Annotated in this window: 30 protein-coding genes, 1 pseudogene and 1 riboswitch; of the genes and pseudogenes, 29 read left to right on the forward strand and 2 right to left on the reverse strand. The window is 68.0% G+C overall.

Features of this window, described 5'->3' with window-relative positions; genetic code table 11:
* Positions 1–134: 134 nt before the first annotated feature.
* Both X946_RS36760 and X946_RS25915 read right to left on the reverse strand, forming a co-directional pair.
* A pseudogene (locus tag X946_RS36760) lies at positions 135–275 on the reverse strand (SDR family oxidoreductase); the annotation flags it as partial.
* Between the two features lie 105 nt (positions 276–380).
* Entirely contained in the window at positions 381–2,147 is a 1,767-nt protein-coding gene (locus tag X946_RS25915; protein ID WP_038753714.1) for an ABC transporter ATP-binding protein/permease, read from the reverse strand.
* A 272-nt stretch (positions 2,148–2,419) separates the two neighbouring features.
* Positions 2,420–2,551, forward strand: a riboswitch (TPP riboswitch).
* A gap of 225 nt (positions 2,552–2,776) precedes the next feature.
* On the opposite strand from X946_RS25915, the gene X946_RS25920 reads away from it, so the two are divergent.
* The 29 genes from X946_RS25920 to tatC all read left to right on the forward strand — a co-directional run bounded on the left by X946_RS25920 (position 2,777) and on the right by tatC (position 24,376).
* The gene (locus X946_RS25920; protein WP_038753717.1) at positions 2,777–3,913 is read left to right on the forward strand and encodes an FAD-dependent oxidoreductase; all 1,137 of its coding nucleotides are present in this window, start codon (positions 2,777–2,779) and stop codon (positions 3,911–3,913) included.
* Positions 3,914–3,954: 41 nt separating this feature from the next.
* Positions 3,955–4,152: a sulfur carrier protein ThiS gene (gene thiS, locus X946_RS25925; RefSeq protein WP_038753720.1), complete on the forward strand. Its 198-nt coding sequence runs from the start codon at positions 3,955–3,957 to the stop codon at positions 4,150–4,152.
* Positions 4,153–4,204: 52 nt separating this feature from the next.
* Positions 4,205–5,020: a thiazole synthase gene (locus tag X946_RS25930; RefSeq protein ID WP_038753722.1), complete on the forward strand. Its 816-nt coding sequence runs from the start codon at positions 4,205–4,207 to the stop codon at positions 5,018–5,020.
* Positions 5,017–6,120: a thiamine phosphate synthase gene (gene thiE, locus X946_RS32415; protein WP_081990039.1), complete on the forward strand. Its 1,104-nt coding sequence runs from the start codon at positions 5,017–5,019 to the stop codon at positions 6,118–6,120. Before X946_RS25930 ends, thiE begins: the two co-directional genes overlap by 4 nt.
* A gap of 99 nt (positions 6,121–6,219) precedes the next feature.
* The gene (locus X946_RS25940) at positions 6,220–7,038 is read left to right on the forward strand and encodes an ABC transporter ATP-binding protein (RefSeq protein WP_038753725.1); all 819 of its coding nucleotides are present in this window, start codon (positions 6,220–6,222) and stop codon (positions 7,036–7,038) included.
* On the forward strand, positions 7,035–7,802 hold the full coding sequence (mlaE, locus tag X946_RS25945) for a lipid asymmetry maintenance ABC transporter permease subunit MlaE (RefSeq protein WP_038753728.1): 768 nt from the start codon (positions 7,035–7,037) through the stop codon (positions 7,800–7,802). Before X946_RS25940 ends, mlaE begins: the two co-directional genes overlap by 4 nt.
* A gap of 12 nt (positions 7,803–7,814) precedes the next feature.
* Entirely contained in the window at positions 7,815–8,360 is a 546-nt protein-coding gene (mlaD, locus tag X946_RS25950) for an outer membrane lipid asymmetry maintenance protein MlaD (protein ID WP_038753731.1), read from the forward strand.
* 47 nt (positions 8,361–8,407) lie between these two features.
* Complete coding sequence (locus X946_RS25955; RefSeq protein WP_038753796.1) at positions 8,408–9,373, forward strand: MlaA family lipoprotein; 966 nt, start codon at positions 8,408–8,410, stop codon at positions 9,371–9,373.
* Positions 9,374–9,488: 115 nt separating this feature from the next.
* Positions 9,489–10,121: an MlaC/ttg2D family ABC transporter substrate-binding protein gene (locus tag X946_RS25960; RefSeq protein WP_038753734.1), complete on the forward strand. Its 633-nt coding sequence runs from the start codon at positions 9,489–9,491 to the stop codon at positions 10,119–10,121.
* On the forward strand, positions 10,118–10,387 hold the full coding sequence (locus X946_RS25965; protein WP_038753737.1) for an STAS domain-containing protein: 270 nt from the start codon (positions 10,118–10,120) through the stop codon (positions 10,385–10,387). Before X946_RS25960 ends, X946_RS25965 begins: the two co-directional genes overlap by 4 nt.
* Positions 10,388–10,689: 302 nt before the next feature.
* On the forward strand, positions 10,690–11,616 hold the full coding sequence (locus X946_RS25970) for an ABC transporter ATP-binding protein (protein WP_038753740.1): 927 nt from the start codon (positions 10,690–10,692) through the stop codon (positions 11,614–11,616).
* Positions 11,613–12,368: an ABC transporter permease gene (locus X946_RS25975; protein ID WP_038753743.1), complete on the forward strand. Its 756-nt coding sequence runs from the start codon at positions 11,613–11,615 to the stop codon at positions 12,366–12,368. The genes X946_RS25970 and X946_RS25975 overlap by 4 nt, the downstream gene beginning before the upstream one ends.
* Before the next feature lie 94 nt (positions 12,369–12,462).
* Positions 12,463–12,702: a BolA family protein gene (locus X946_RS25980; protein ID WP_038753747.1), complete on the forward strand. Its 240-nt coding sequence runs from the start codon at positions 12,463–12,465 to the stop codon at positions 12,700–12,702.
* 13 nt (positions 12,703–12,715) lie between these two features.
* Positions 12,716–14,065, forward strand: a complete 1,350-nt coding sequence (gene murA, locus X946_RS25985; protein ID WP_038753751.1) for a UDP-N-acetylglucosamine 1-carboxyvinyltransferase — start codon at positions 12,716–12,718, stop codon at positions 14,063–14,065.
* Entirely contained in the window at positions 14,062–14,718 is a 657-nt protein-coding gene (hisG, locus tag X946_RS25990) for an ATP phosphoribosyltransferase (RefSeq protein WP_006029350.1), read from the forward strand. Before murA ends, hisG begins: the two co-directional genes overlap by 4 nt.
* A gap of 40 nt (positions 14,719–14,758) precedes the next feature.
* Entirely contained in the window at positions 14,759–16,096 is a 1,338-nt protein-coding gene (gene hisD, locus X946_RS25995) for a histidinol dehydrogenase (protein ID WP_038753754.1), read from the forward strand.
* Positions 16,097–16,249: 153 nt separating this feature from the next.
* Positions 16,250–17,320, forward strand: coding sequence for a histidinol-phosphate transaminase (hisC, locus tag X946_RS26000; RefSeq protein WP_038753757.1), 1,071 nt, complete (start codon positions 16,250–16,252; stop codon positions 17,318–17,320).
* Between the two features lie 64 nt (positions 17,321–17,384).
* A complete protein-coding gene (gene hisB / locus X946_RS26005; RefSeq protein WP_038753759.1) occupies positions 17,385–17,972 on the forward strand; it encodes an imidazoleglycerol-phosphate dehydratase HisB in 588 nt (195 codons plus the stop codon).
* Positions 17,973–18,027: 55 nt separating this feature from the next.
* Positions 18,028–18,648: a YchE family NAAT transporter gene (locus X946_RS26010; protein ID WP_038753762.1), complete on the forward strand. Its 621-nt coding sequence runs from the start codon at positions 18,028–18,030 to the stop codon at positions 18,646–18,648.
* Positions 18,645–19,286 carry an imidazole glycerol phosphate synthase subunit HisH gene (gene hisH / locus X946_RS26015; protein ID WP_038753764.1) on the forward strand — a complete coding sequence of 214 codons (642 nt, stop codon included), beginning with the start codon at positions 18,645–18,647 and terminating at the stop codon, positions 19,284–19,286. The genes X946_RS26010 and hisH overlap by 4 nt, the downstream gene beginning before the upstream one ends.
* Before the next feature lie 167 nt (positions 19,287–19,453).
* Complete coding sequence (gene hisA / locus X946_RS26020; protein ID WP_038753768.1) at positions 19,454–20,209, forward strand: 1-(5-phosphoribosyl)-5-[(5-phosphoribosylamino)methylideneamino]imidazole-4-carboxamide isomerase; 756 nt, start codon at positions 19,454–19,456, stop codon at positions 20,207–20,209.
* Positions 20,210–20,291: 82 nt separating this feature from the next.
* Complete coding sequence (hisF, locus tag X946_RS26025; RefSeq protein ID WP_038753770.1) at positions 20,292–21,065, forward strand: imidazole glycerol phosphate synthase subunit HisF; 774 nt, start codon at positions 20,292–20,294, stop codon at positions 21,063–21,065.
* Positions 21,065–21,478 (forward strand): phosphoribosyl-AMP cyclohydrolase, encoded by a 414-nt coding sequence (gene hisI, locus X946_RS26030; RefSeq protein WP_038753773.1) that lies wholly within the window; start codon positions 21,065–21,067, stop codon positions 21,476–21,478. Before hisF ends, hisI begins: the two co-directional genes overlap by 1 nt.
* A complete protein-coding gene (locus tag X946_RS26035) occupies positions 21,475–21,843 on the forward strand; it encodes a phosphoribosyl-ATP diphosphatase (protein ID WP_038753776.1) in 369 nt (122 codons plus the stop codon). Before hisI ends, X946_RS26035 begins: the two co-directional genes overlap by 4 nt.
* Before the next feature lie 52 nt (positions 21,844–21,895).
* Positions 21,896–22,285, forward strand: coding sequence for a DUF4870 family protein (locus X946_RS26040; protein ID WP_038753778.1), 390 nt, complete (start codon positions 21,896–21,898; stop codon positions 22,283–22,285).
* A 28-nt stretch (positions 22,286–22,313) separates the two neighbouring features.
* The gene (locus tag X946_RS26045) at positions 22,314–22,679 is read left to right on the forward strand and encodes a histidine triad nucleotide-binding protein (protein WP_038753799.1); all 366 of its coding nucleotides are present in this window, start codon (positions 22,314–22,316) and stop codon (positions 22,677–22,679) included.
* Positions 22,680–22,767: 88 nt separating this feature from the next.
* Complete coding sequence (tatA, locus tag X946_RS26050; RefSeq protein WP_038753781.1) at positions 22,768–23,001, forward strand: Sec-independent protein translocase subunit TatA; 234 nt, start codon at positions 22,768–22,770, stop codon at positions 22,999–23,001.
* Positions 23,002–23,027: 26 nt separating this feature from the next.
* Complete coding sequence (gene tatB / locus X946_RS26055; RefSeq protein ID WP_038753784.1) at positions 23,028–23,555, forward strand: Sec-independent protein translocase protein TatB; 528 nt, start codon at positions 23,028–23,030, stop codon at positions 23,553–23,555.
* 38 nt (positions 23,556–23,593) lie between these two features.
* Positions 23,594–24,376: a twin-arginine translocase subunit TatC gene (gene tatC, locus X946_RS26060; RefSeq protein ID WP_038753787.1), complete on the forward strand. Its 783-nt coding sequence runs from the start codon at positions 23,594–23,596 to the stop codon at positions 24,374–24,376.
* Positions 24,377–24,500: the final 124 nt, after the last annotated feature.

Consider the following 24,500-nt stretch of genomic DNA (forward strand, 5'->3'; position numbering starts at 1 on the left):
GCCAACGCCAACGCCAACGCCAACGCCAACGCCAACGCCAACGCCAACGCCAACGCCAACGCCAACGCCAACGCCAACGCCAACGCCAACGCCAACGCGGCCGTTCGAACCGTTTCGTTAATCCGCCGGCACGTTCAGCCGAGCGTCAACCCGCCGTCGATGTGAATCACCTGCCCGGTGATGTGGCGCGCTTCATCGGAGAGTAGAAACGCGATCAGCGCCGCGACGTCGTCCGGCTCGGCGATGCGGCCAAGCGGCGTCGCCTGCGCCGCGCGCGTGCAGCATCATCGCGACGCCGGGCGCGGCGAGCCTGGCTGCGAGCGCCGCGCCGATCCCCGAGCCCGCGCCCGTGATCAGCACGACGCGCTCGCGCGCGCCGCTCACGCGGCGACTCTCGCTTCGTCGCGGCGCACGTCGAGCGTCTGCTCGTGGAACGACGCAACCGATTCGCGGTGCGCGATGCTGACGATCGCCGCCTTCGGCAGCCGCTCGTCGAAGAGCCGGTAGAGGCGCGCTTCGTTGTCGGCGTCGAGCGCGCTCGTCGCCTCGTCGAGGAACAGGTAATCGGGCTTGTGCAGCAGCACGCGCGCGCCCGCGAGGCGTTGCTGCTCGCCGGGCGACAGGATGCGCGTCCAGTGGCCCGTCTCGGCGAGCCGCTCGACGTAGTCGCCGAGGCCGCACGCGCGCAGCGCGTCGCGGCACGCGTCGTCGCTGAACGTGTCGACGGCCGACGGATACGCGAGCGCCGCCTTCAGCGTGCCGATCGGCAAATAGCTCTGCTGCGGAACGAACATCATCCGCGCGTCGACGGGCGCGTCGATCGCGCCGTCGCCGAACGGCCAGAGCCCCGCGAGCGCGCGCATCAGCGTGCTCTTGCCGGAGCCGGACGGCCCGCGCACGAGCCAGCGCGAGCCGGGCTCGATCGCGACGTCGCCGATCGACGTGAGCGCGGCGCCGTTCGGCAGCGCGAGCTTCAGGCCCGACGTCGTGATCTGCGGCGCGTCGACGTAGTGCAGGTTGATGCCGCCGCGCTCGGTCGCGGGCGACATCGCTTCCTTCAGATGCGACGCGCCCATCACGCGCTTGAATTCGCGCAGACGGTTGACGGTCGCGCGCCACTCGGCGAGCGTGCCGTAACTGTTGATGAACCACGAGAACGAGTCGCTGACGGTGCTGAACGCGCGGCTGATCTGGATCAGCACGCCGAACGTGAACGCGCCCGCGAAGTAGCGGGGTGCGGCGACCGCGATCGGAAAGAGGCTCGCGAGCTGCGCATAGAAGTTCAGCACGAACGTGAGGCGCTTCGTGTAGCGCATCACGCGCCACCAGTTTTCGCGGATTCGCTGAAACAGGTTCTGCTCGTGCGCGGTTTCGACGGGCTCGCCGTTGTAGAACGCGATCTGCTCGGCGTTCTCGCGGATGCGGATCAGGCTGAAGCGGAAGTCCGCCTCGACGCGCTGCTGCTGGTAGTTGATCGACACGAGCGGATGGCCGAAGCGGTGCATCACGTAGGAGCCCGCGATCGCGTAGATCATCGCGACCCACACCATGTAGCCGGGAATCGTGATCGCGTGGCCGCCGAGCGAGATCGTCGCCGCGCCGGCGATCGACCAGAGGATCGTCGCGAACGAGACCAGCGTGACGACCGTCGACAGCAGATCGAGCGACAGCGACAGCGTCGTCGACGCGAGCGATTGCAGGTCGTCCGCGATCCGCTGATCGGGGTTGTCGGCGAGCCGGTCGCGCTCGATCCGGTAGAAGTTGCGCTCGCCGAGCCATTCGTGCAGGAAGCGCGTCGTCAGCCACTGGCGCCAGCGGAAGCCGAGCATCTGGCGCAGATAGAGGCCGTACACCGCGAGGATGATGAACGCGAACGCGAGCACGGCGAACGTGATCAGCAGGCTCGGGAAGTCGCGCACGTCCTTCGATTGCAGCGCGTTGTAGAACGATGCGCTCCACGAGTTGATCCGCACGTTGATCCACACGAGCGTCAGGTTGATCGCGACGATCGTGACGAGCAGGCCCCACGCGACTTTCCACTCCTCGGAAACCCAATAGGGCTTGATGAGGCTCCACGTGGATACGGGAGGCGGGGATTGCGTCGGGCCGTCCGGGACGGGGGCGAGGACTTGCATCGATTGAGTCATGAGCTTCCTGATGTGAGGCCGGCGACGCCGGGCGGACAACCGGGCCGCGCCCGGCGCGTCCGTTCGGCGCCGCGCGCGGCGTGCGTGCCGCGGATTCTGGCGAGCGCGCCTTAAACGGCGCTTAATGCCGGGAACGGCACTGGCTCGGCGCCGCGGCGATGCTCGCTCGCGCGCCGTGCCCAGCGGGCATTGTGCCAGCGCCGCCGCGCGGCAGGCGAATTTGCCGCAGCGCGAGGTTTGCGGCCGTTTCCGCTTTTATGGTCTAATGACCGCCGACGAAACAGGGGTGCTTCGCGTGCCTCGGCCCTGCCGAATCGGCGTGGCCGGATGCGCGGCGAGGCTGAGAGAGACCCTTCGCACCCGATCCGGGTAATACCGGCGCGGGAAGTTTCCGATCCCGCCGGGCCATGCCCGCGCCGTCGCTTCGGCGAGCCGCGCGCATCGCGAGTCCCGGCCGGCCTCAGTCGCCGGTTTCGTCCTTTTGGGTGCGCATCTTCGCGCGTGACGGAAGGTATCGATGACCGTGCAATCTTCAGTTCTTTTGCTTCGCTGCGAGCCGTCGGCCGCGGCGGATTTCCCGGCTCCCGCTTCGAGCCGCTTTCATGTGACGAACACGACGGGCGGATGCGATGAACCTGCGTGCGTCTGAGCCCGATTTCGCGGTGCTGGGCGGCGGCCTCGTCGGCCGCCTGATCGCATGGCGTCTCGCGGGCGCGGGGCACCGCGTCGCGCTGTACGAGCGTGGCGACGCGGCAGGCTCGGGCTCCGCCGCGTGGGTCGCGGCGGCGATGCTCGCGCCGCTCGCCGAAGCGGCGAGCGCCGAGCGCTTCGTCACCGATCTCGGCGTCGCGTCGTTCGATCTCTGGCCGCGCTGGCTCGCGGAGCTGCCCGAACCCGTGTTCTTCCAGCGCAACGGCACGCTCGTCGTCTGGCATCACGCGGACCGCGCGGAAGCGCCGCTCTTCGAGCGTCGCGTGCGCGCGAACGCGAGCGCCGAGTTGCTCGACGGCGGCCTCGTCGCGCTCGCGGGCGCGCAGGTCGACGCGGCCGAGCCGGCGCTCGCCGGGCGCTTCGCGCACGGCCTGCTGCTGCCGCGCGAGGGCCAGCTCGACAATCGACAGGTGCTGCGCGCGCTCGCCGCGGGCCTTGCGGAGCGCGGCGTCGATGCGCACTGGAATACGGCGATCGAGCCGCAGGCGGCGCCCGCCGCGCGCATCACGATCGACTGCCGCGGGCTCGGCGCGAAGGCGCAGATGCCGACGCTGCGCGGCATCCGCGGAGAGGTCGCGCGTGTGCATGCGCCGGGCATCGGCCTCACGCGCCCCGTGCGGCTGCTGCACCCGCGCTATCCGCTCTATGTCGCGCCGAAGGAGAACGATCTTTACGTGATCGGCGCGACCGAGATCGAAGGCGAGGACATGTCGCCCGTCAGCGTGCGCTCCGCGCTCGAGCTGCTGAGCGCCGCGTTCTCGGTGCACCCGGCGTTCGGCGAGGCGCGCATTCTCGAACTGAATTCGCAATGCCGGCCGACGCTGCCGGATCATCGCCCGGCGCTCGTCTGGGACGGCGGCGCGACGCTCGCGGTCAACGGCCTGTATCGGCACGGCTTCATGATCGCGCCGGAAGTCGCCGATACGGCGGCGCGCTTCGCGCAGGCGCTCGTCGAACGCACGGTGAGGGACGCCGACACGTTCGCCGCGTGGCGGTGCGACGCGCGCTGGCCGGCGCTGCTGCAGCACGGCGCCGCGCACCACGCGCCTGCCTGAGCGCGGCCCGACGAACCGATCAACCGACATCGACAGCCATCATGGACATCCAGATCAATCAACAGACGCTCTCGCTGCCCGACGGCGCGACGGTCGCCGACGCGCTCGCGGCGTACGGCGCGCAGCCGCCGTTCGCGGTCGCGGTCAACGGCGCGTTCGTCGCGCGCACGCAGCACGCGGCACGCGCGCTCGCCGCGGGCGACAAGCTCGACGTCGTGCATCCGGTCGCGGGCGGCTGATGCGCCGGCGCGCCGGCATCGCCTCCGCACCCCGTTCCCACAGGATCTTCCGATGACGCCTCTTTCCTCCGCCGACACGCTCACGCTGCACGGCAAAACCTTCGCGAGCCGCGTGCTGCTCGGCACGTCGCGCTATCCGTCGCTGCAGTCGCTGTCCGATTCGATCGCGGCCGCGCGGCCGGGCATGGTGACGGTCGCGCTGCGGCGCCAGATGAACGCCGGCGCGGCCGAGGCCGGCTTCTTCGATCTGCTCAAGCGCCACGACGTGCCGCTGTTGCCGAACACCGCGGGCTGCCAGACGGTGGCCGAGGCAGTGACGACCGCGCAGATGGCGCGCGAGGTGTTCGAGACCGACTGGATCAAGCTCGAGCTGATCGGCGACGACTACACGCTGCAGCCGGACCCCGTCGGCCTCATCGAAGCGGCGACGCTGCTGGTCAAGGAAGGCTTCAAGGTGCTGCCGTACTGCACCGAGGATCTCGTGATCGGCCGGCGCCTGCTCGACGCCGGCTGCGAGGTGCTGATGCCGTGGGGCGCGCCGATCGGCACCGGCAAGGGCGTCGTGAATCCGTACGGGCTGCGCGTGCTGCGCGAGCGGCTGCCGGATGTGCCGCTCATCGTCGACGCGGGGCTCGGCGTGCCGTCGCACGCGTGCCAGGTGATGGAGTGGGGCTTCGACGGCGTGCTGCTCAACACGGCCGTGTCGCAGGCGACGCATCCGGAGATCATGGCGCGCGCGTTCGCGCAGGGCGTCGAGGCCGGGCGCGCCGCGTATCTCGCGGGGGCGATGGAGGCGCGCGAGACCGCGCACGCGAGCACGCCCGTCGTCGGGATGCCGTTCTGGCACCAGGACGGGAGCCACGCATGAGCCCGGCGCTCCCCAACGCATTCTGGCCGCCCGCCGACGAGCTCACCGAGACCGCCGAGCGGATTCGCGCGACGCTCGGCGTATGGCCGTCGCCCGACATGCGCACGCGCATTTGCCTCGCGCCGCCCGAGCATCCGCGCGCGGGCGACCTGTGGGTCGCGATCGCGGGCGACGCCGATGCGCACGCCGCGCACATCGCGCGGCTGACGGCGGCGGGCGCGCAGGCGATCGTGATCGATGACGTATCGGCGACGCTCCACACGGGTGCGGCGCGCCATGCGCTCGCCGCGCGCGGGCCGCTCGCCGACGACTGGATCGCGGCGCTCGCCGCGTTTCTCGATTGCGGTTTTCCGGCGTCCGACGCGCTCGTGCTCGCGCTCGCGTGGCGCGACGGCGACGATGCGCGCGGCGACGATCCGTGGCCCGTCGATGCCGCGCGCTTTCCCCGCGCGCTCGGCGTGTCCGCCGCGCCGAAGCCCGCGTTCCCGCCGTGTCCGCAGCGGCTCGGCCTGTATCCGGTGCTGCCGAGCGCCGAGTGGATCGAGCGCGTGCTCGACTGCGGCGTGAAGACCGTGCAACTGCGCGTGAAGGACGCGTCGCCCGATGCGCTGCGCGCGGAGGTCGAGCGGGCCGTGGCCGCGGGCCGCCGCCATCCGGACGCGCGCGTGTTCATCAACGATCACTGGCGGCTCGCGCTCGACGCGGGCGCGTACGGCGTGCACCTCGGCCAGGAGGATCTCGAGACCGCCGATCTGGCGGCGATCGCGCGAGCGGGCGTGCGCCTCGGCCTGTCGAGCCATGGGTACTACGAAATGCTGGTCGCGCTGCAGTTGAAGCCGAGCTACCTCGCGCTCGGCCCGATATTCGCGACCGCGACGAAGGCGGTCGCCGCGCCGCCGCAGGGGCTCGCGCGGCTCGCGCGCTATGCGCGCTTCGCTGGGCCGCAGGCGCCGCTCGTCGCGATCGGCGGAATCGCCGTCGACACCCTCGGCGCGGTGCTGGCGGCGGGCGTCGGCAGCGCGGCCGTCGTCAGCGCGATCACGGGCGCGGCCGACTACCGGGCGGCGATTGTTGCGTTGCAGCAAAAATTCGGACGATAATTTGACAATCTCTGACTGGAACGCTTGAGAAGCCTTCACGACATCATTCCGAGGCAGGCCCTATAATTCGGCGTTCTGCGTATAAGGATTGCCAGCTCCGTGAGCTCCTCCTCCGAGTCCCTGCTAGAGCTTCGCGACGTCGCTTTCGGCTACGGCGAGCGTCTCGTCCTGTCGAACTTGAACATGCGTTTCGCGCGCGGCCAGGTGGTCGCGGTGATGGGCGGTTCGGGCTGCGGCAAGACCACCGTGCTGCGCCTGATCGGCGGGCTCGTGCGCGCACGTCGCGGCCAGGTGTTGTTCGACGGCGCCGATGTCGGCGCGCAGACGCGTGAGGGTCTCTACGCGCTGCGCCGCAAGATGGGCATGCTGTTCCAGTTCGGTGCGCTCTTCACCGACATGTCGGTGTTCGACAACGTCGCGTTCGCGCTGCGCGAGCACACGGATCTGCCGGAAGAGCTGATCCGCGATCTCGTGCTGATGAAGCTCAACGCGGTCGGCCTGCGCGGCGCGCGCAACCTGATGCCGTCCGAGGTGTCGGGCGGGATGGCGCGGCGCATCGCGCTCGCGCGCGCGATCGCGCTCGATCCGCAGCTCATCATGTACGACGAGCCGTTCGCGGGCCTCGACCCGATTTCGCTCGGCATCACGGCGAACCTGATCCGCACGCTGAACCACGCGCTCGGCGCGACGTCGATCCTCGTCACGCACGACGTGCCGGAATCGTTCGCGATCGCCGATTACGTCTACTTCCTCGCGAACGGCGGCGTTCTCGCCGAGGGCACGCCCGACGCGCTGCGCGCGTCGACCGATCCGAGCGTGCGCCAGTTCATCGACGGCGCGCCGGACGGCCCGTTCAAATTTCACTACATGAGCCAGCCGCTCGCGGCGGATTTCGGCCTTGGCGGAGGGCGCAGATGATCAGCGCGATCGGACGTTTCGTGCTCGGCGGACTCGAGCGCACGGGCTACGCGACCCGGATGTTCGTGCGCGTCGTGCTCGAGTTCTTCTCGCTCCTGAGGCGGCCGCGGCTCGTCACGAAGCAGATCCATTTCCTCGGCAATTACTCGTTCGTGATCATCGCCGTGTCGGGGCTGTTCGTCGGTTTCGTGCTCGGCCTGCAGGGCTACTACACGCTGAACCGCTACGGCTCCGAGCAGGCGCTCGGCTTGCTCGTCGCGCTGTCGCTCGTGCGCGAGCTCGGCCCCGTCGTGTCGGCGCTCCTGTTCGCGGGGCGCGCGGGCACGTCGCTCACGGCCGAGATCGGCCTCATGAAGGCGGGCGAGCAACTGACCGCGCTCGAGATGATGGCGGTCGATCCGCTGAAGAACGTGATCGCGCCGCGGATGTGGGCGGGCGTCATCGCGATGCCGCTCCTCGCCGCGATCTTCAGCGCGGTCGGCGTGCTCGGCGGCTACGTCGTCGGCGTGCTGTTGATCGGCGTCGATCCCGGCGCGTTCTGGTCGCAGATGCAAGGCGGCGTCGAAGTGTGGGCCGACGTCGGCAACGGCGTGATCAAGAGCGTCGTGTTCGGCTTCGCCGTCACGTTTATCGCGCTGTTTCAGGGTTACGAAGCGAAGCCGACGCCCGAGGGCGTGTCGCACGCGACGACCAAGACTGTCGTGTACGCGTCGCTCGCCGTACTCGGCCTCGATTTCCTGCTGACCGCGTTGATGTTCAGCTAAGCCTTTTCTGGGATGACGATGAAAAAGACTGCTCTCGACTTCTGGGTCGGCCTCTTCGTGGTGTTGGGCTTTCTCGCGCTGCTGTTCCTCGCGCTGAAGGTCGGCAACATGAGCTCGCTGTCGTTTCAGCCGACCTACGCGGTGAAGATGAAGTTCGACAACATCGGCGGCCTGAAGCCGCGCGCGGCCGTGAAGAGCGCGGGCGTCGTGGTCGGCCGCGTGAAGGCGATCGGCTTCGACTCGAACACCTACCAGGCGCTCGTCACGGTCGATCTCGACAAGCAATACCCGTTTCCGAAGGATTCGTCGGCGAAGATCCTCACGTCGGGCCTGCTCGGCGAGCAGTACATCGGCCTCGATCCGGGCGGCGACACGGAAATGCTGAAGGCGGGCGACACGATTACGATGACGCAGTCGGCGATCGTGCTCGAGAACCTGATCGGGCAGTTCCTGTACAGCAAGGCCGCGGACGCGGGCGGCGCGAAGCCGGCCGCCGCGGCGCCGGGCGCGCCTGTGCCCGCGCCCGCGCCGGCGGCATCGGGCGCGGCCGCGCAGTGAGCGTCGCGCAAGCGGAATCCGAGAGAAGAACCGAGGGGAAGAACATCATGCAGACGATCCGCATCAGACACGCGGTGCTGGCGATTACGGCCGCCGCGGCATTGAGCGGTTGCGCGACGGTCCAGACGCCGACGAAGGGCGATCCGTTCGAAGGCTTCAACCGGACGATGTATACGTTCAACGACAAGGTCGACCAGTACGCGCTCAAGCCGGTCGCGCGCGGCTACCAGTGGGCGGTGCCGCAGCCGGTGCGCGACAGCGTGACGAACTTCTTCTCGAACATCGGCGACGTGTACGTCGCCGCGAACAACATCGTGCAGCTGAAGATCGCCGACGGCGTCGGCGACATCATGCGGGTCGTGATCAACACCGTGTTCGGCGTCGGCGGCCTGTTCGACGTCGCGACGCTCGCGAAGCTGCCGAAGCATACGAGCGACTTCGGCGTGACGCTCGGCCACTACGGCGTGCCGAGCGGTCCGTACCTCGTGCTGCCGTTGCTCGGCCCGAGCACGATTCGCGACACGGCCGGCCTCGCCGTCGATTACGCGGGCAATCCGCTCACCTACGTGCGGCCCGACAGCGTGAGCTGGGGGCTGTTCGGCCTGAACCTCGTCAACACGCGCGCGAACCTGCTCGGCGCGGGCGACGTGCTCGAGGCGGCCGCGATCGACAAATATTCGTTCGTGCGCAACGCGTACCTGCAGCGCCGCCAGGCGCTGATCGGCGGCGGCGCGAGCGCGCAGTCGAACCTGCCGGATTACGGCAACGAAGCGCCGCCGCCGAATTACGAAATGCCGGAAGAGGGCGCCGCGGCGCCGGCGAGCGGCGCGGCTGCCGCGTCGGCGCCGGCGGCCGCGTCCGTGCCTTCGGCGGCGTCGGGCGCGGCGCCGGCCGTGGCGGCGCCCGCATCGGCCGCGGCGCCGAACCCGAGCAGCGCGACCAACGTGCCTGCTCAACAGGTCGTGCCGCCGTCGCCGGGCGGCATCCGTTTCCCGAGCATCCGGCTGCATTGACCCCGGCACTTACATTCGTTACAGCCGGAAACGATTCTGGCGGCGGCCGGCGCGAACTTGCGCCGCCGCCGACGGTTCAAAGTTTGGCATTGACCCACATAAGCAGGGCATACCTATGAAGAAACTGTTTCTGATCCCCGTCTTTGCCGCGCTGTTTTCGTTTGGCGCGGCCGCCGCGCACGCGGAAGTCGACCAGTCGAATCCGCAGGCGCTGATCAAGTCCGCGACGCAGCAGGTGCTCGACGAAGTGCGCGCGCAGACGATCAGGCAGGGCGATACCGCCCGCATCATCACGATCGTCAACAAGGACATCCTGCCGTACACCGATTTCCGCCGCACGACGCAGCTCGCGATGGGCCGCAACTGGCGCACCGCGACGCCCGCCCAGCAGCAGCAGGTGATCGAGCAGTTCAAGCAGCTGCTGATCCGCACTTATTCGGGCGCGCTCGCGCAGCTGAAGCCGGACCAGCAGATCCAGTACCCGCCGTTCCGCGCGGATTCGGACGCGACGGATGTAGTCGTGCGCACGGTCGCGATGAACAACGGCCAACCGGTGCAGATCGACTATCGGCTGTACAAGACGGCGCAGGGCTGGCGCGTCTATGACCTGAACGTGCTGGGCGCCTGGCTGATCCAGACCTACCAGCAGCAGTTCAACGAGAAGATCCAGCAAAGCGGCGTCGACGGCCTGATCCAGTTCCTGACCGAGCGCAACCAGCAGCTTGCCTCGGGCAAGCAGGCATCGTGAGCCGCTTCGACTCCGGCGCGACGTTGACCCACGCGAGCGCGAAGGCCGCGCTCGCGCAAGGGCTCGCGCGCATCGACGCGGGCGCGACGGCCGTCGATTGCGGGGCGCTCGCGCAATTCGATTCGTCGGCGCTCTCGGTGCTGCTCGCCTGGCAGCGCGCCGCGCGTGCGCGCGGCGTGACGCTCGACATCCTCAATCTGCCGCCGAAGCTCGCGAGTCTCGCGCAGGCGTACGGCATCGACACGCTTCTCTCCGGGCGACATTGACGCCCGCGTCCGGGTTCGCCGGCGGCCGTTGCGCCGTTCGCGAGCCCGTCTTCGTTCCGCTGATCGATGAGGCAGGGCCCGCCGCCCGCCCGGGCCGGGCGCGGCGAATGCGCCGAAGCGAGCGCGCGACGCGTTTGCGACGCGCATCATGCGCCCGGGCTCCGGCTACGGGTTCCCACGACGATCGGCTTCGCCGGTTTGCCCTATAATCAACCGTTTTGCGGGGCTGCCGAACGGTCCCCAATTCCCCCTTTCGCATCGAGCATAAAGAAGGCGTCGCGGCCGTCGTGCCGCGCTCAGTCATGTCAGCCATAGAAATCCGTCACGTCAAGAAGCGCTACAAGTCGCTTCAGGCGCTCAAGGGCGTCAGCCTGTCGGTCGAGGAAGGCGAGTTTTTCGGTTTGCTCGGCCCGAACGGCGCAGGCAAGACCACACTCATCAGCATTCTCGCCGGCCTCGCGCGCGCCGACGAAGGCACCGTCACCGTGCGCGGCCACGACGTCGTCAAGGATTTCCGGGCGGCGCGGCGCGCGCTCGGCGTCGTGCCGCAAGAGCTCGTGTTCGATCCGTTCTTCACGGTGCGCGAGACGCTGCGCATCCAGTCCGGCTACTTCGGCCTGCACCGCAACGACGACTGGATCGACGAAGTGATGGCGAACCTCGACCTCACCGAAAAGGCCGACGCGAACATGCGCGCGCTGTCGGGCGGGATGAAGCGGCGCGTGCTCGTCGCGCAGGCGCTCGTGCACCGGCCGCCCGTGATCGTGCTCGACGAGCCGACCGCGGGCGTCGACGTCGAGCTGCGCCAGACGCTGTGGAAGTTCATCTCGCGGCTCAATCGCGAAGGCCACACGATCGTGCTGACCACCCACTATCTCGAGGAAGCGGAGTCGCTCTGCGACCGCATCGCGATGCTCAGGCGCGGCGAAGTCGTCGCGCTCGACCGCACACGCGCGCTGCTGCAGCGCTTCTCGGGGCTGCAGCTGTTCCTGCGGCTGTCGCACGGCGTGCTGCCCGCCGAGCTGCGCGCGCTCGAGGCGGAGGCTGCGCCCGCCACGGCGCCCGAGCATCTGCTGCGGATCGCCGATTACGACGAGGTCGAGCGGATCTTGTCGCTCTGCCGCGCGGCCGGCTGCGGCTTCGACGAGATCGAAATCCGCAAGGCCGATCTGGAGGATGTGTTCGTGCAGGTGATGAACGGCGCCGATGTGATCGAGGGGTTGGCATGAGCGGGTTTCGCACGCTGTTCTACAAGGAAATTCTGCGGTTCTGGAAGGTGTCGTTCCAGACGGTGCTCGCGCCCGTCGTCACGGCGCTGCTCTATCTGACGATCTTCGGCCATGCGTTGACGGGGCGCGTCGAGGTGTATCCGGGCGTCGAGTACGTGAGCTTCCTCGTGCCCGGCCTCGTGATGATGAGCGTGCTGCAGAATGCGTTCGCGAACAGCTCGTCGTCGCTGATCCAGTCGAAGATCACGGGCAACCTCGTGTTCATGCTGCTGCCGCCGCTGTCGTACGCGGACATCTTCGGCGCGTACGTGCTCGCGTCCGTCGTGCGCGGGCTCGCGGTCGGCGCGGGCGTGTTCGTCGTCACGGTCTGGTTCATTCCGATGAGCTTCGCCGCGCCGTTCTACATCGTCGCGTTCGCGCTGTTCGGCTCGGCGATTCTCGGCACGCTCGGGCTGATCGCCGGCATCTGGGCCGAGAAGTTCGACCAGCTCGCCGCGTTCCAGAACTTCCTCATCATGCCGCTCACGTTCCTGTCGGGCGTGTTCTATTCGACGCACTCGCTGCCGCCCGTGTGGCGCGAGGTGTCGCGGCTCAATCCGTTCTTCTACATGATCGACGGCTTCCGCTACGGGTTCTTCGGCGTCGCCGACGTGAATCCGCTCGCGAGCCTCGCGATCGTCGCCGGCTTCTTCGCGCTGCTCGCGCTGATCGCGATGCGGCTGCTCGCCACCGGCTACAAACTGCGTCATTGATATGAATCGACGGCCGCGCGCCGCGTTCGCCGCCGCCCCGCCGCGCGCGCCGAATCGCGCCGGGCGGCCCAGCGCGTACTGACAGGAGCATTTCATGTTGCCGACTCCCGAACTGGTCAAGCAATACATCGCGGCGGGCCTTGCCTGCACGCATCTGGAAGTCGAAGGCGACGGCCAGCATTTCTTCGCGACGATCGTGTCGCCCGCCTTCGAGGGCAAGCGGCCGATTCAGCGGCATCAGCTCGTCTACGCGGCGCTTGGCGATCGCATGAAGCAGGAAATCCACGCGCTCAGCATGAAGACGCTGACGCCCGCCGAATGGCAGAATGCATAAACGGAAACAGTCAGTGCAAGTCACCGTCAACGAACGCGACGCCGTCGAGCGCGTCGCCACGGAAACCCCGGCCGGCAATCGGCAAGCGCATGCGCACGGAACGGACAAGCTCGTGATCGAGGGCGGCCGGCGCCTTGCCGGCGAGATCGCCGTGTCGGGCGCGAAGAACGCCGCGCTGCCGATCCTCTGCGCGGGCCTGCTGAGCGCCGAGCCCGTGCGCCTCGAGAACGTGCCGAACCTGAAGGACGTGCGCACGACGCTCGCGCTGCTCGGCCAGATGGGCATGCGCGAGGAGACGGACGGCGCGCGGGTGTTGCTCGATGCGTCGCGCGTCGACAACCCGGTCGCGCCTTACGAGCTCGTGAAGACGATGCGTGCGTCGATCCTCGTGCTCGGCCCGCTGCTCGCGCGCTTCGGCTACGCGAAGGTGTCGCTGCCGGGCGGCTGCGCGATCGGCGCGCGCCCAGTCGACCAGCACATCAAGGGCCTGCAGGCGATGGGCGCCGAGATCCGCATCGAGCACGGCTACGTCGAGGCGCGCGCGAAGCGCCTGAAGGGCGCGCGGATCGTCACCGACATGATCACCGTCACGGGCACCGAGAATCTGCTGATGGCGGCGACGCTCGCCGACGGCGAGACGGTGATCGAGAACGCCGCGCGCGAGCCGGAAGTGACGGACCTCGCGCATCTGCTCGTCGAAATGGGCGCGAAGATCGACGGGATCGGCACCGACCGGCTCGTGATCCAGGGCGTCGAGCGCCTGCACGGCGCGACGCATGCGGTGATCCCGGACCGGATCGAGGCGGGCACGTTCCTTTGCGCGGTCGCGGCGGCGGGCGGCGACGTGACGCTCACCGGCATGCGTGCGCACATCCTCGACGCGGTGATCGACAAGCTGCGCGAAGCGGGCGCGACGATCGAAGAGGGCGCCGACACGCTGCGCGTGAAGATGGATCGCCGGCCGAGCGCGGTCGCGATCCGCACGTCCGAGTATCCGGCGTTCCCGACCGACATGCAGGCGCAGTTCATGGCGCTGAACGCGGTCGCGGACGGCTCCGCGCAAGTGATCGAGACGATCTTCGAGAACCGCTTCATGCACGTGCAGGAGCTGAACCGCCTCGGCGCGAGCATCGCGGTCGACGGCAACACGGCGCTCGTCACGGGCGTGCCGAGGCTCTCGGGCGCGAGCGTGATGGCGACCGACCTGCGCGCGTCGGCGAGTCTCGTGATCGCCGGCCTCTGCGCGCAAGGCGAGACGCTCGTCGACCGCATCTATCATTTGGACCGCGGCTACGACCGGATGGAGACGAAGCTGACGGCCGTCGGCGCGAGCGTGCGCCGCATTTCAGGGAGCGAAGCATGACTGCACCGCTGACGCTGGCGCTGTCGAAAGGGCGTATCTTCGAGGAAACCGTGCCGCTTCTTGCGGCGGCGGGCGTGACGGTCGCCGAGGACCCGGAAACCTCGCGCAAGCTGATCCTGCCGACCACCGATCCGAACCTGCGCGTGATCGTCGTGCGGGCGACCGACGTGCCGACCTACGTCGAGTACGGCGCGGCCGATTTCGGCGTCGCCGGCAAGGACGTGCTGCTGGAGCACGGCGGCGGCGGGCTGTATCAGCCGATCGATCTGAACATCGCGCGCTGCCGGATGTCGGTGGCCGTGCCGGCGGGCTTCGATTACGCGAACGCGGTGCGCCAGGGTGCGCGGCTGCGCGTCGCGACGAAGTATGTCGAGACCGCCCGCGAGCACTTCGCCGCGAAGGGCGTGCACGTCGACCTGATCAAGCTGTACGGCTCGATGGAGCTCGCGCCGCTCGTGGGCCTCGCCGACGCGATCGTCGATCTCGTCAGCTCGGGCGGCACGCTGAAGGCGAACAATCTGGTCGAGGTCGAGGAGATCATGCCGATCTCGTCGCGCCTCGTCGTGAACCAGGCCGCGCTCAAACTGAAGCGCGCCGCGCTGAAGCCGTTCCTCGACGCGTTCGAACGCGCGTCGCAGCGGAGCGGAGCCTGACCCTCGCGGCTTTCGGCGCATTACCGGAACGGATGACAGCATGGCTATCAAGATTCGCAAACTCGATTCGGCAAGCGAAGGCTTCGCGGCCGAATTGCGCGCGGTGCTCGCGTTCGAGGCGAGCGAAGACGAAGCGATCGAGCGCTCGGTCGCGCAGATCCTCGCGGACGTGAAGGCGCGCGGCGACGCCGCGGTGCTCGACTACACGAACCGCTTCGACCGGCTGAACGCCCGGAGCGTCGCGGCGCTCGAGTTGCCGCAGGACGCGCTCGAGGCGGCGCTCGAGGGCCTCGAGCCGAAGCGCCGCGCGGCGCTCGAGGCGGCGGCCGCGCGCGTGCGCGGCTACCACGAGAAGCAGAAGATCGAATGCGGCAGCCATAGCTGGCAATACACGGAAGCCGACGGCACCGTGCTCGGCCAGAAGGTGACGCCGCTCGACCGCGCCGGCCTGTACGTGCCGGGCGGCAAGGCCGCGTACCCGTCGTCGGTGCTGATGAACGCGATTCCCGCGCGCGTCGCGGGCGTCGGCGAGATCGTGATGGTCGTGCCGACGCCGGACGGCGTGAAGAACGACCTCGTGCTCGCCGCGGCGCTGTTGGGCGGCGTCGACCGCGTGTTCACGATCGGCGGCGCGCAGGCGGTGGCCGCGCTCGCGTACGGCACGGCAACGGTGCCCGCCGTCGACAAGATCTGCGGCCCCGGCAACGCGTACGTCGCGTCGGCGAAGCGCCGCGTGTTCGGCACGGTCGGCATCGACATGATCGCCGGGCCGTCCGAGATCCTCGTGCTGTGCGACGGCACGACCGATCCGTCGTGGGTCGCGATGGACCTCTTCTCGCAGGCCGAGCACGACGAGCTCGCGCAATCGATCCTGCTGTGCCCGGACGACGGGTTCATCGAGCGCGTCGAGAAGGCGATCGACGAGCTGTTGCCGACGATGCCGCGCCGGGACGTGATCCGCGCGTCGCTCGAGGGCCGCGGCGCGCTCGTCAAGGTGCGCGACATGGCCGAGGCGTGCAAGATCGCCAACGACATCGCGCCCGAGCACCTCGAAATCTCCGCGCTCGAGCCGCAGCAATGGGGCAAGCAGATCCGCCATGCGGGCGCGATCTTCCTCGGCCGCTACACGAGCGAAAGCCTCGGCGACTACTGCGCGGGCCCGAACCACGTGCTGCCGACGTCGCGCACCGCGCGTTTCTCGTCGCCGCTCGGCGTCTACGATTTCTTCAAGCGCTCGAGCGTGATCGAAGTGAGCGCCGAAGGCGCGCACACGCTCGGCGAGATCGCATCGGAGCTCGCGTACGGCGAAGGATTGCAGGCGCACGCGAAGAGCGCCGAGTACCGGATGAAAGGGGCGGGCGACCGCCAGAAAGGCTAAAGGTAAGCCGGGCGCACCGGAAGCGCGATACGAGACCAGCCAACAACGACGACAACCCGAGACCGCCCGGCGAGGCGGCCCGCCGCGCGGCGCAGGCGTCGCGCGAGGGCGCTTCGGCCGGGGCCACGCCGGCGCCTGCGCGCCGCTGCCGACATGACTACGCCAGAAGACATCATCCGCCGCGACGTGCTCGCGATGACGAGCTACCCGGTGCCGGACGCCACGGGCTTCGTGAAGCTCGACGCGATGGAGAACCCGTATTCGCTGCCCGCGCCGCTTGCGGCGGAGCTCGGCGAGCGGCTCGCGCACGTCGCGCTGAACCGCTATCCGGCGCCGCGTCCCGCCGCGCTGATCGACAAGCTGCGCGCGGCGATGGGCGTGCCCGCCGCGTGCGACGTGCTGCTCGGCAACGGTTCCGACGAGATCATCAGCATGCTCGCGATGGCGTGCGCGAAGCCGGGCGCGAAAGTGCTCGCGCCGCTGCCGGGCTTCGTGATGTACGAGCTGTCGGCGAAGTTTGCGCAGCTCGAGTTCGTCGGCGTGCCGCTCGCGGCGGATCTGACGCTCGACGTCGACGCGATGCTCGCGGCGATCGCCGAGCACCGGCCGGCGCTCGTCTATCTCGCCTATCCGAACAACCCGACGGGCACGCTGTATCCGGACGAGGACATCGAGCGGATCATCGCGGCGGCGAGCGCGAGCCTCGTCGTGATCGACGAGGCTTACCAGCCGTTCGCGCAGCGCAGCTGGCTGCCGCGCGCGGCGGCGTTCGACAACGTCGTCGTGATGCGCACGATGTCGAAGCTCGGCCTCGCGGGCATTCGCCTCGGCTATCTGGTCGGGTTGCCCGCGTGGCTCGCGCAGTTCGACAAGGTGCGCCCGCCGTACAACGTGAACGTGCTGACGCAGGCGGCGGCCGAATTCCTGCTCGAGCGCCTCGACGTGCTCGACGCGCAGGCCGCGCAACTGCGCGACGCGCGCGCGGCGCTCGCGCACGCGATCGGCGCGCTGCCGGGCGCGACGGTGTTCCCGAGCGCGGGCAATTTCCTGCTCGTGCGGGTGCCGGACGCGGCCGCCGTGTTCGACGTACTTTTGACCGAGCGGGTGCTGATCAAAAACGTGAGTAAAATGCACCCATTGCTCGCCAATTGCGTGCGCGTAACGGTTGGGTCTCCCGAAGAAAACGCGCGCCTGCTGGCCGCATTGAAGTTGGCGCTGCCCTGACGGGCCACCCCGGGGCGCCGCCTTTCCCGTCCCCCATTTACACCAGTCAATTCAAGGAATCACCATGCGTGTGGCGGAAGTCGTTCGCAATACCAGCGAAACGCAGATCCGTGTGAAGCTCGACCTCGACGGCACCGGCAAGCAGAAGCTCGCGACGGGCGTCCCGTTCCTCGACCATATGCTCGATCAGATCGCGCGCCATGGTCTCGTCGATCTCGACATCGAAGCGCATGGCGATACGCACATCGACGACCACCATACGGTCGAGGACGTCGGCATCACGCTCGGCCAGGCGGTCGCGAAGGCGATCGGCGACAAGAAGGGCATTCGCCGCTACGGCCATTCGTACGTGCCGCTCGACGAGGCGCTGTCGCGCGTCGTGATCGACTTCTCCGGGCGTCCGGGCCTCGAATTCCACGTGCCGTTCACGCGCGCGCGGATCGGCACGTTCGACGTCGACCTGTCGATCGAATTCTTTCGCGGCTTCGTCAATCATGCGGGCGTGACGCTGCATGTCGACAACCTGCGCGGCGTCAATGCGCACCATCAGCTCGAGACGGTGTTCAAGGCGTTCGGCCGCGCGCTCAGGATGGCGGTGGAGCTCGACGAGCGTGCGGCGGGGCAGATCCCGTCGACGAAGGGCAGCCTCTGATTCCCGGCCGGAGCGAACACGACCCCACTGGCCGCGGCGGCTGCGCCGGCTTGCGATGGATCTGCTCAAATCGTTCATCTCCCTGCTCGCGCTGATCAATCCGCTCGGCGCGGTGCCGTTTTTCCTGAGCCTGACGGCGCAGCAGACGGAAGCCGAGCGGCGGCACACGATCCGCGTCGCGACGGTCTCCGTGTTCTGCGTGATCGCGGTGACGACGCTGCTCGGCCAGCAGATCATCGATTTCTTCGGGATCTCGGTGGGCTCGCTCGAGGCCGGCGGCGGGATCATCATGCTGCTGATGGCGATTTCGATGCTGAACGCGCAGATCGGCAACACCCGGTCGACGCCCGAGGAGCGCGACGAGGCGGAGTCGAAGAACAGCATCGCCGTCGTGCCGCTTGCGATTCCGCTGCTGACGGGGCCGGGCTCGATCAGCACGGTGATCGTCTACGCGGCGAACGCCCGGCACTGGTACGACCGGCTCGGGCTCGTCGCGATCGGCGCGGCGCTCGCGCTCATCTGTTTTTTCGCGATGCGGCTCGCCGAGCCGATCGCGCACTGGATCGGCCGCACCGGCATCAACATCGTCACGCGTCTGATGGGATTGATGCTGTCGGCGCTGGCGGTGGAATTCATCGTCGACGGACTGAAGGCATTGTTACCTGCACTGACATGAAAACTTCGATTGCGATTGTGGATTATGGAATGGGCAACCTGCGCTCGGTCGCGCAGGCGCTCATGAAGGCGGAACCCGCCGCCGACGTGAAGATCGTCGACCGGCCCGAGGCGATCCGCGCGGCGGACCGCGTCGTGCTGCCGGGCCAGGGCGCGATGCCCGACTGCATGCGGTGCCTCGGCGAGTCCGGCCTGCAGGATGCGGTGATCGAGGCGTCGCGCGCGAAGCCGCTGCTCGGCGTGTGCGTGGGCGAGCAGATGCTGTTCGACTGGAGCGCCGAAGGCGACACGGAGGGCCTCGGCCTGTTGCCGGGCAAGGTGCTGCGCTTCGAGCTCGAAGGCCGGCTGCAGGACGACGGCTCCCGCTTCAAGGTGCCGCAGATGGGCTGGAACCGGGTGCATCAGACACAGCCGCACCCGTTATGGGAAGGCGTGCCGGACGACGCGTACTTCTATTTCGTGCACAGCTACTACGTGGTGCCGGACAACCCGGCGCACGTCGCGGGCGAGACCCCGTACGGCGAGGTCTTTACGTCCGCGGTCGCGTGTGACAATCTCTTCGCGACCCAATTTCACCCGGAGAAGAGCGCCGAAGTGGGGCTGCGGCTATACCGGAATTTTGTCCACTGGAACCCCTGAACGTGGCGCGAGAGCCACACCCGGCGGGTGCAAAACGCCCGCCGCACGGGCTTCGCGAGCGGATACGCAGAAAGAGTTGTACTAAACTAGCGAGACGGCGTCGCGCCGGATGGGCGGCGCACGTCTTTTGTGATCTCTTCATTTTTCCCTGACAACACCCGATTGCTATGCTGCTGATTCCGGCCATCGATCTTAAAGACGGTCAGTGTGTGCGCCTCAAACAAGGCGATATGGACCAAGCGACGATTTTTTCCGAGGATCCTGCGGCGATGGCCCGTAAATGGGTCGATCTCGGCGCGCGGCGTCTGCATCTCGTCGACCTGAACGGCGCGTTCGCCGGCAAGCCGAAAAATCTCGAGGCGATCGAGGCGATCCTCGGCGAAGTGGGCGACGAAGTCCCCGTGCAACTGGGCGGCGGCATCCGCAGCCTCGAGACGATCGAGAAGTACCTGGACGCCGGGCTGTCGTACGTGATCATCGGCACGGCGGCGGTGAAGGACCCGGGCTTCCTGCAGGACGCGTGCAGCGCGTTCGCGGGCAACATCATCGTCGGCCTCGACGCGAAGGACGGCAAGGTCGCCACCGACGGCTGGAGCAAGCTCACGGGCCATGAAGTGATCGATCTCGCGCGCAAGTTCGAGGATTACGGCGTCGAGTCGATCGTCTACACGGACATCGGCCGCGACGGGATGCTGCAAGGCATCAACATCGAGGCGACGGTGAAGCTCGCGCAGGCGGTCGGCATTCCGGTGATCGCGAGCGGCGGCCTGTCGAACATCGGCGACATCGAGAAGCTCTGCGAAGTGGAAGTCGAAGGCATCGAAGGCGTGATCTGCGGCCGCGCGATCTACTCGGGCGACCTCGATTTCGCCGCCGCGCAAAAGCGCGCGGACGAACTGAACGGCGAGCTCGACGACGCCTGACGCGCCGCCTCGGCGCCACGCCTTTTCGCCCAGCCGTCCGCCGCGCGCGGACGGCATTACCCGCGGCATGCCGCGTAACATCATGGCTCTAGCTAAACGCATCATCCCCTGTCTCGACGTGACCGCCGGGCGCGTCGTCAAGGGCGTCAATTTCGTCGAGCTGCGCGACGCGGGAGACCCCGTCGAGATCGCGCGGCGCTACGACGAGCAGGGCGCCGACGAACTCACGTTCCTCGACATCACCGCGACGTCGGACGGGCGCGACCTGATCCTGCCGATCATCGAGGCGGTCGCGTCGCAGGTGTTCATTCCGCTCACGGTGGGCGGCGGCGTGCGCGCGGTCGAGGACGTACGGCGCCTGCTGAACGCCGGCGCGGACAAGGTCAGCATGAACTCGTCGGCGGTCGCGAACCCGCAGCTCGTGCGCGACGCGGCCGACAAGTACGGCTCGCAGTGCATCGTCGTCGCGATCGACGCGAAGCGCGTGTCGGCCGAGGGCGAGCCGCCGCGCTGGGAGGTCTTCACGCACGGCGGCCGCAAGGGCACGGGCCTCGACGCGGTCGAGTGGGCGCGCAAGATGGCCGAGCTCGGCGCGGGCGAGATCCTGCTCACGAGCATGGACCGCGACGGCACGAAGGCGGGCTTCGATCTCGCGCTCACGCGCGCGGTGTCGGACGCGGTGCCCGTGCCCGTGATCGCGTCGGGCGGCGTCGGCTCGCTCGAGCACCTCGCGGCGGGCATCGTCGAAGGCCACGCGGACGCCGTGCTGGCCGCGAGCATTTTCCACTACGGCGAGCACACGGTCGGCGAGGCGAAGCGCTACATGGCCGAGCGTGGCATTGCGGTGAGGTTGTGATGAACGAAGCAGTGAAGCCGGGCGACTGGCTCGACAAGGTCCGCTGGGACGCGAACGGCCTCGTGCCGGTGATCGCGCAGGACGCGGCGACGAACGACGTGCTGATGTTCGCGTGGATGAACCGCGACGCGTTGGCGAAGACGATCGAACTGAAGCGAGCGGTGTACTACTCGCGCTCGCGGCAGCGCCTGTGGTTCAAGGGCGAGGAGTCGGGCCACGTGCAGCACGTGCACGAAGTGCGGCTCGATTGCGACGAGGACGTCGTGCTGCTGAAGGTCGAGCAGGTCGCGGGCATCGCGTGCCACACGGGCCGGCGCTCGTGCTTTTTCCAGAAATTCGAGGGCACCGTCGACGGCGGCGAATGGGTCGCGGTCGATCCGGTGCTCAAAGATCCCGAACATATCTACAAATGACGCAATCGACGATCGAAGACACGCTGCTGCGCTTGGCCGCCGTGATCGACAGCCGCAAGGGCGGCGATCCCGAGCAATCGTACGTGTCGCGCCTCTTTCACAAGGGCGACGACGCGGTCCTGAAGAAGATCGGCGAGGAAGCGACCGAGGTCGTGCTCGCCGCGAAGGACGTCCGCCAGGGCGGCGCGCCTTCCGCGCTCGTCGGCGAGATCGCGGACCTGTGGTTTCACTGCCTCGTCGCGCTGTCTCATTTCGACCTGAGCCCCGCCGACGTGATCGCCGAGCTCGAGCGCCGCGAAGGGATGTCGGGCATCGAGGAAAAGGCGCTGCGCAAGCGTCGCGAGCGCGAAGAAAATGGCGGGTGAGCCGATGCGGCCACACGCCGCGTGAGATTTGTCATCAAAGGGGAATAGCATCATGCCAGAGTCGCCGAACCAATATCCGCCGTCGTTCCAGGGTGCGACCGAGGGCGAACGCCAGCAATCGTTGCGCACGCTGACGCACATCCTCTATCTGCTGTACGCGATTCACTGGTTGACGGGCGGCATCACGGGCATCGTCGCGATCATCATCAACTACGTGAAACGCGACGATGCGCTGGGCACCGCATACCAGGCCCATTTCGAATGGCAGATCCGTACGTTCTGGCGCGCGCTGATCGCGTATCTGATCGGTTTCGCGCTGCTGTTCGTCGGGATCGGCTTCATCGTGCTGGGCGCGGTGTGGATCTGGACGCTGTACCGTATCATTAAAGGCTGGCTGTACTTGAACGACAACAAGACGCTCGATCCACAGGCGTGGTTCTGACGCGTTGCGGGACGCGTCGAGGAACACGATGAGTCACGACCCGAATTGCCTGTTCTGCAAGATCGCGGCAGGCGAGATTCCGAGCACGAAGGTGCACGAGGACGACGAGTTCGTCGCCTTCCGGGACATCCGGCCCGCGGCCGACACGCACGTGCTCGTGATACCGCGCAAGCACGTGCCGACGCTGTCTTCCGTCACCGCGGACGACGCGCCGCTGCTTGGTAGAATGATGGTTCTCGTCGCGCGGCTCGCCGAGCAGTTGGGTTGCGCGTACACGGGCGGCGAAACCGGGTTCCGGACGGTAATCAACACCGGGCCGGGCGGCGGGCAGGAGGTCTATCACCTGCACGCGCATATTCTGGCCGGGCCGCGTCCGTGGCGCCGGATGGGATGAGATGGCGGGCGGCCCGCTATCCGAACGAAGCCGGCACGGGGCCGGTGATTTGCGCCGCGAAACCGGCGAGGTTTAGGAGAGTTTCATCATGGGCGGATTGAGTATTTGGCACTGGCTGATCGTGTTGCTGATCGTCGCGCTGGTGTTCGGCACGAAGAAGCTGCGCAATATCGGCAACGATCTCGGCAGTGCGGTCAAGGGTTTCAAGGATGGCATGAAGGAGAGCGAAACCCCCGCTGACGCGCAGCAACTGCCGCGCTCGGGCTCGGTGAACGTCGACGCGAAGGACGCGGCGCGTTCGTCGGATTCGAACAAGGCGTGACGCGCGGACACTGACGGGGCGTCGCGATGCTCGATCTCGGTCTTTCGAAGATGGCGCTCATCGGCGTCGTCGCGCTCGTCGTGCTCGGCCCCGAGCGGCTGCCGCGCGTCGCGCGGACGGCGGGCGCGCTGTTCGGGCGCGCGCAGCGCTACATCAACGACGTGAAGGCGGAAGTCTCGCGCGAGATCGAGCTCGATGCGCTGCGCACGATGAAGACCGATTTCGAGCAGGCGGCGCGCAACGTCGAGAACACGATCCACGACAACCTGCGCGAGCACGAGCGCGATCTGAACGCCGCGTGGAATTCGGCCGGGTCGTCGGGCGATTCGGCGGCCGCGGACGCATCGGGCGGCGCGCCCGCGTCGTTCGACGAGCCGTCGTGGCGCACCTTCGCCGCCGCGTCGGCGAAGCGCCGCAACTGGCGCGTGAAGAAGACGGTGACGCCCGTCTGGTACAAGCGCGCGACGATGCGCCGTACGCAGGTGCAGTCGGGCGCCGCGCGCGTCGCGCGACACCAGCCGGCGAGCCTGCGCCGTCCGGCGCGTTTCTTCTGATCGATGATCGGCGCTAGACACTTCAACCGAGGGCCGGCGTGAGCGACCCCCAGCACAATCCGGACGAAGGTCCGGAAGAAACCTTCATCTCTCATCTCGTCGAGCTGCGCGACCGCATCATCAAGGCGGGCGCGGCCGTGATCGTCGTGTTCCTCGGGCTCGTCTACTGGGCGCCCGACATCTTCCGGCTGCTTGCGCGGCCGCTGATGGAGAACCTGCCGAAGGGCGGCAAGATGATCGTGACCGACGTCACCGGCTCGTTCTTCGTGCCGATGAAGGTGACGATGCTCGTCGCGCTCGTGATCGCGCTGCCGTTCGTGCTGTACCAGATCTGGGCCTTCGTGGCTCCCGGGCTCTACCAGCACGAGAAGAAGCTCGTCTTGCCGCTCGTCGGCAGCAGCTACTTCCTGTTTCTGTGCGGCATGGCGTTCGCGTACTTCCTCGTGTTTCCGACGATCTTCCGCGTGATGGCGCACTACAACGCGCCGCTCGGCGCCGAGATGTCGACCGACATCGACAATTACCTGAGTTTCGTGCTCGGGATGTTCATCGCGTTCGGGGTGACGTTCGAGGTGCCGATCGTCGTCGTCTTGCTCGTGCGGATGGGCGTGCTGACCGTGCAGAAGCTCAAGGAGATCCGGCCGTACGTGATCGTCGGCGCGTTCGTCGTCGCGGCCGTCGTGACGCCGCCCGACGTGTTCTCGCAGCTGATGCTCGCGCTGCCGCTCGTGCTGCTGTACGAGGCGGGGATCATCGCGGCGCGGCTCTTCGTCAAGCCGCCGCCGAAGGAAGAGGACAAGGGCAAGGCCGCGGCGAGCTGAACGGGCCGACTCGGGGTGATCGAGAGGGGGGTGCCCCTATGTTGTTCGTCAAGCGTTAGGGGCCGACTTGGGTTGGTAAATGGTTCCGTCGCGCAGCATGGCGAACAGGACGTCGCAGCGTCGC

It is taken from the genome of Burkholderia sp. ABCPW 111, from assembly GCF_000773065.1.
GTDB classification, from domain to species: Bacteria; Pseudomonadota; Gammaproteobacteria; order Burkholderiales; family Burkholderiaceae; genus Burkholderia; species Burkholderia savannae.

Excerpts from the sequence above, each read along its gene's own strand:
- X946_RS25915 (WP_038753714.1), bottom strand. The coding sequence starts at position 2,147 with ATGACTCAATCGATGCAAGTCCTCGCCCCCGTCCCGGACGGCCCGACG.
- X946_RS25920 (WP_038753717.1), top strand. The coding sequence starts at position 2,777 with ATGAACCTGCGTGCGTCTGAGCCCGATTTCGCGGTGCTGGGCGGCGGC.
- thiS (WP_038753720.1), top strand. The coding sequence starts at position 3,955 with ATGGACATCCAGATCAATCAACAGACGCTCTCGCTGCCCGACGGCGCG.
- X946_RS25930 (WP_038753722.1), top strand. The coding sequence starts at position 4,205 with ATGACGCCTCTTTCCTCCGCCGACACGCTCACGCTGCACGGCAAAACC.
- thiE (WP_081990039.1), top strand. The coding sequence starts at position 5,017 with ATGAGCCCGGCGCTCCCCAACGCATTCTGGCCGCCCGCCGACGAGCTC.
- mlaE (WP_038753728.1), top strand. The coding sequence starts at position 7,035 with ATGATCAGCGCGATCGGACGTTTCGTGCTCGGCGGACTCGAGCGCACG.
- mlaD (WP_038753731.1), top strand. The coding sequence starts at position 7,815 with ATGACGATGAAAAAGACTGCTCTCGACTTCTGGGTCGGCCTCTTCGTG.
- X946_RS25955 (WP_038753796.1), top strand. The coding sequence starts at position 8,408 with ATGCAGACGATCCGCATCAGACACGCGGTGCTGGCGATTACGGCCGCC.
- X946_RS25960 (WP_038753734.1), top strand. The coding sequence starts at position 9,489 with ATGAAGAAACTGTTTCTGATCCCCGTCTTTGCCGCGCTGTTTTCGTTT.
- X946_RS25970 (WP_038753740.1), top strand. The coding sequence starts at position 10,690 with ATGTCAGCCATAGAAATCCGTCACGTCAAGAAGCGCTACAAGTCGCTT.
- X946_RS25975 (WP_038753743.1), top strand. The coding sequence starts at position 11,613 with ATGAGCGGGTTTCGCACGCTGTTCTACAAGGAAATTCTGCGGTTCTGG.
- X946_RS25980 (WP_038753747.1), top strand. The coding sequence starts at position 12,463 with ATGTTGCCGACTCCCGAACTGGTCAAGCAATACATCGCGGCGGGCCTT.
- hisG (WP_006029350.1), top strand. The coding sequence starts at position 14,062 with ATGACTGCACCGCTGACGCTGGCGCTGTCGAAAGGGCGTATCTTCGAG.
- hisD (WP_038753754.1), top strand. The coding sequence starts at position 14,759 with ATGGCTATCAAGATTCGCAAACTCGATTCGGCAAGCGAAGGCTTCGCG.
- hisC (WP_038753757.1), top strand. The coding sequence starts at position 16,250 with ATGACTACGCCAGAAGACATCATCCGCCGCGACGTGCTCGCGATGACG.
- hisB (WP_038753759.1), top strand. The coding sequence starts at position 17,385 with ATGCGTGTGGCGGAAGTCGTTCGCAATACCAGCGAAACGCAGATCCGT.
- X946_RS26010 (WP_038753762.1), top strand. The coding sequence starts at position 18,028 with ATGGATCTGCTCAAATCGTTCATCTCCCTGCTCGCGCTGATCAATCCG.
- hisH (WP_038753764.1), top strand. The coding sequence starts at position 18,645 with ATGAAAACTTCGATTGCGATTGTGGATTATGGAATGGGCAACCTGCGC.
- hisA (WP_038753768.1), top strand. The coding sequence starts at position 19,454 with ATGCTGCTGATTCCGGCCATCGATCTTAAAGACGGTCAGTGTGTGCGC.
- hisF (WP_038753770.1), top strand. The coding sequence starts at position 20,292 with ATGGCTCTAGCTAAACGCATCATCCCCTGTCTCGACGTGACCGCCGGG.
- hisI (WP_038753773.1), top strand. The coding sequence starts at position 21,065 with ATGAACGAAGCAGTGAAGCCGGGCGACTGGCTCGACAAGGTCCGCTGG.
- X946_RS26035 (WP_038753776.1), top strand. The coding sequence starts at position 21,475 with ATGACGCAATCGACGATCGAAGACACGCTGCTGCGCTTGGCCGCCGTG.
- X946_RS26040 (WP_038753778.1), top strand. The coding sequence starts at position 21,896 with ATGCCAGAGTCGCCGAACCAATATCCGCCGTCGTTCCAGGGTGCGACC.
- X946_RS26045 (WP_038753799.1), top strand. The coding sequence starts at position 22,314 with ATGAGTCACGACCCGAATTGCCTGTTCTGCAAGATCGCGGCAGGCGAG.
- tatA (WP_038753781.1), top strand. The coding sequence starts at position 22,768 with ATGGGCGGATTGAGTATTTGGCACTGGCTGATCGTGTTGCTGATCGTC.
- tatB (WP_038753784.1), top strand. The coding sequence starts at position 23,028 with ATGCTCGATCTCGGTCTTTCGAAGATGGCGCTCATCGGCGTCGTCGCG.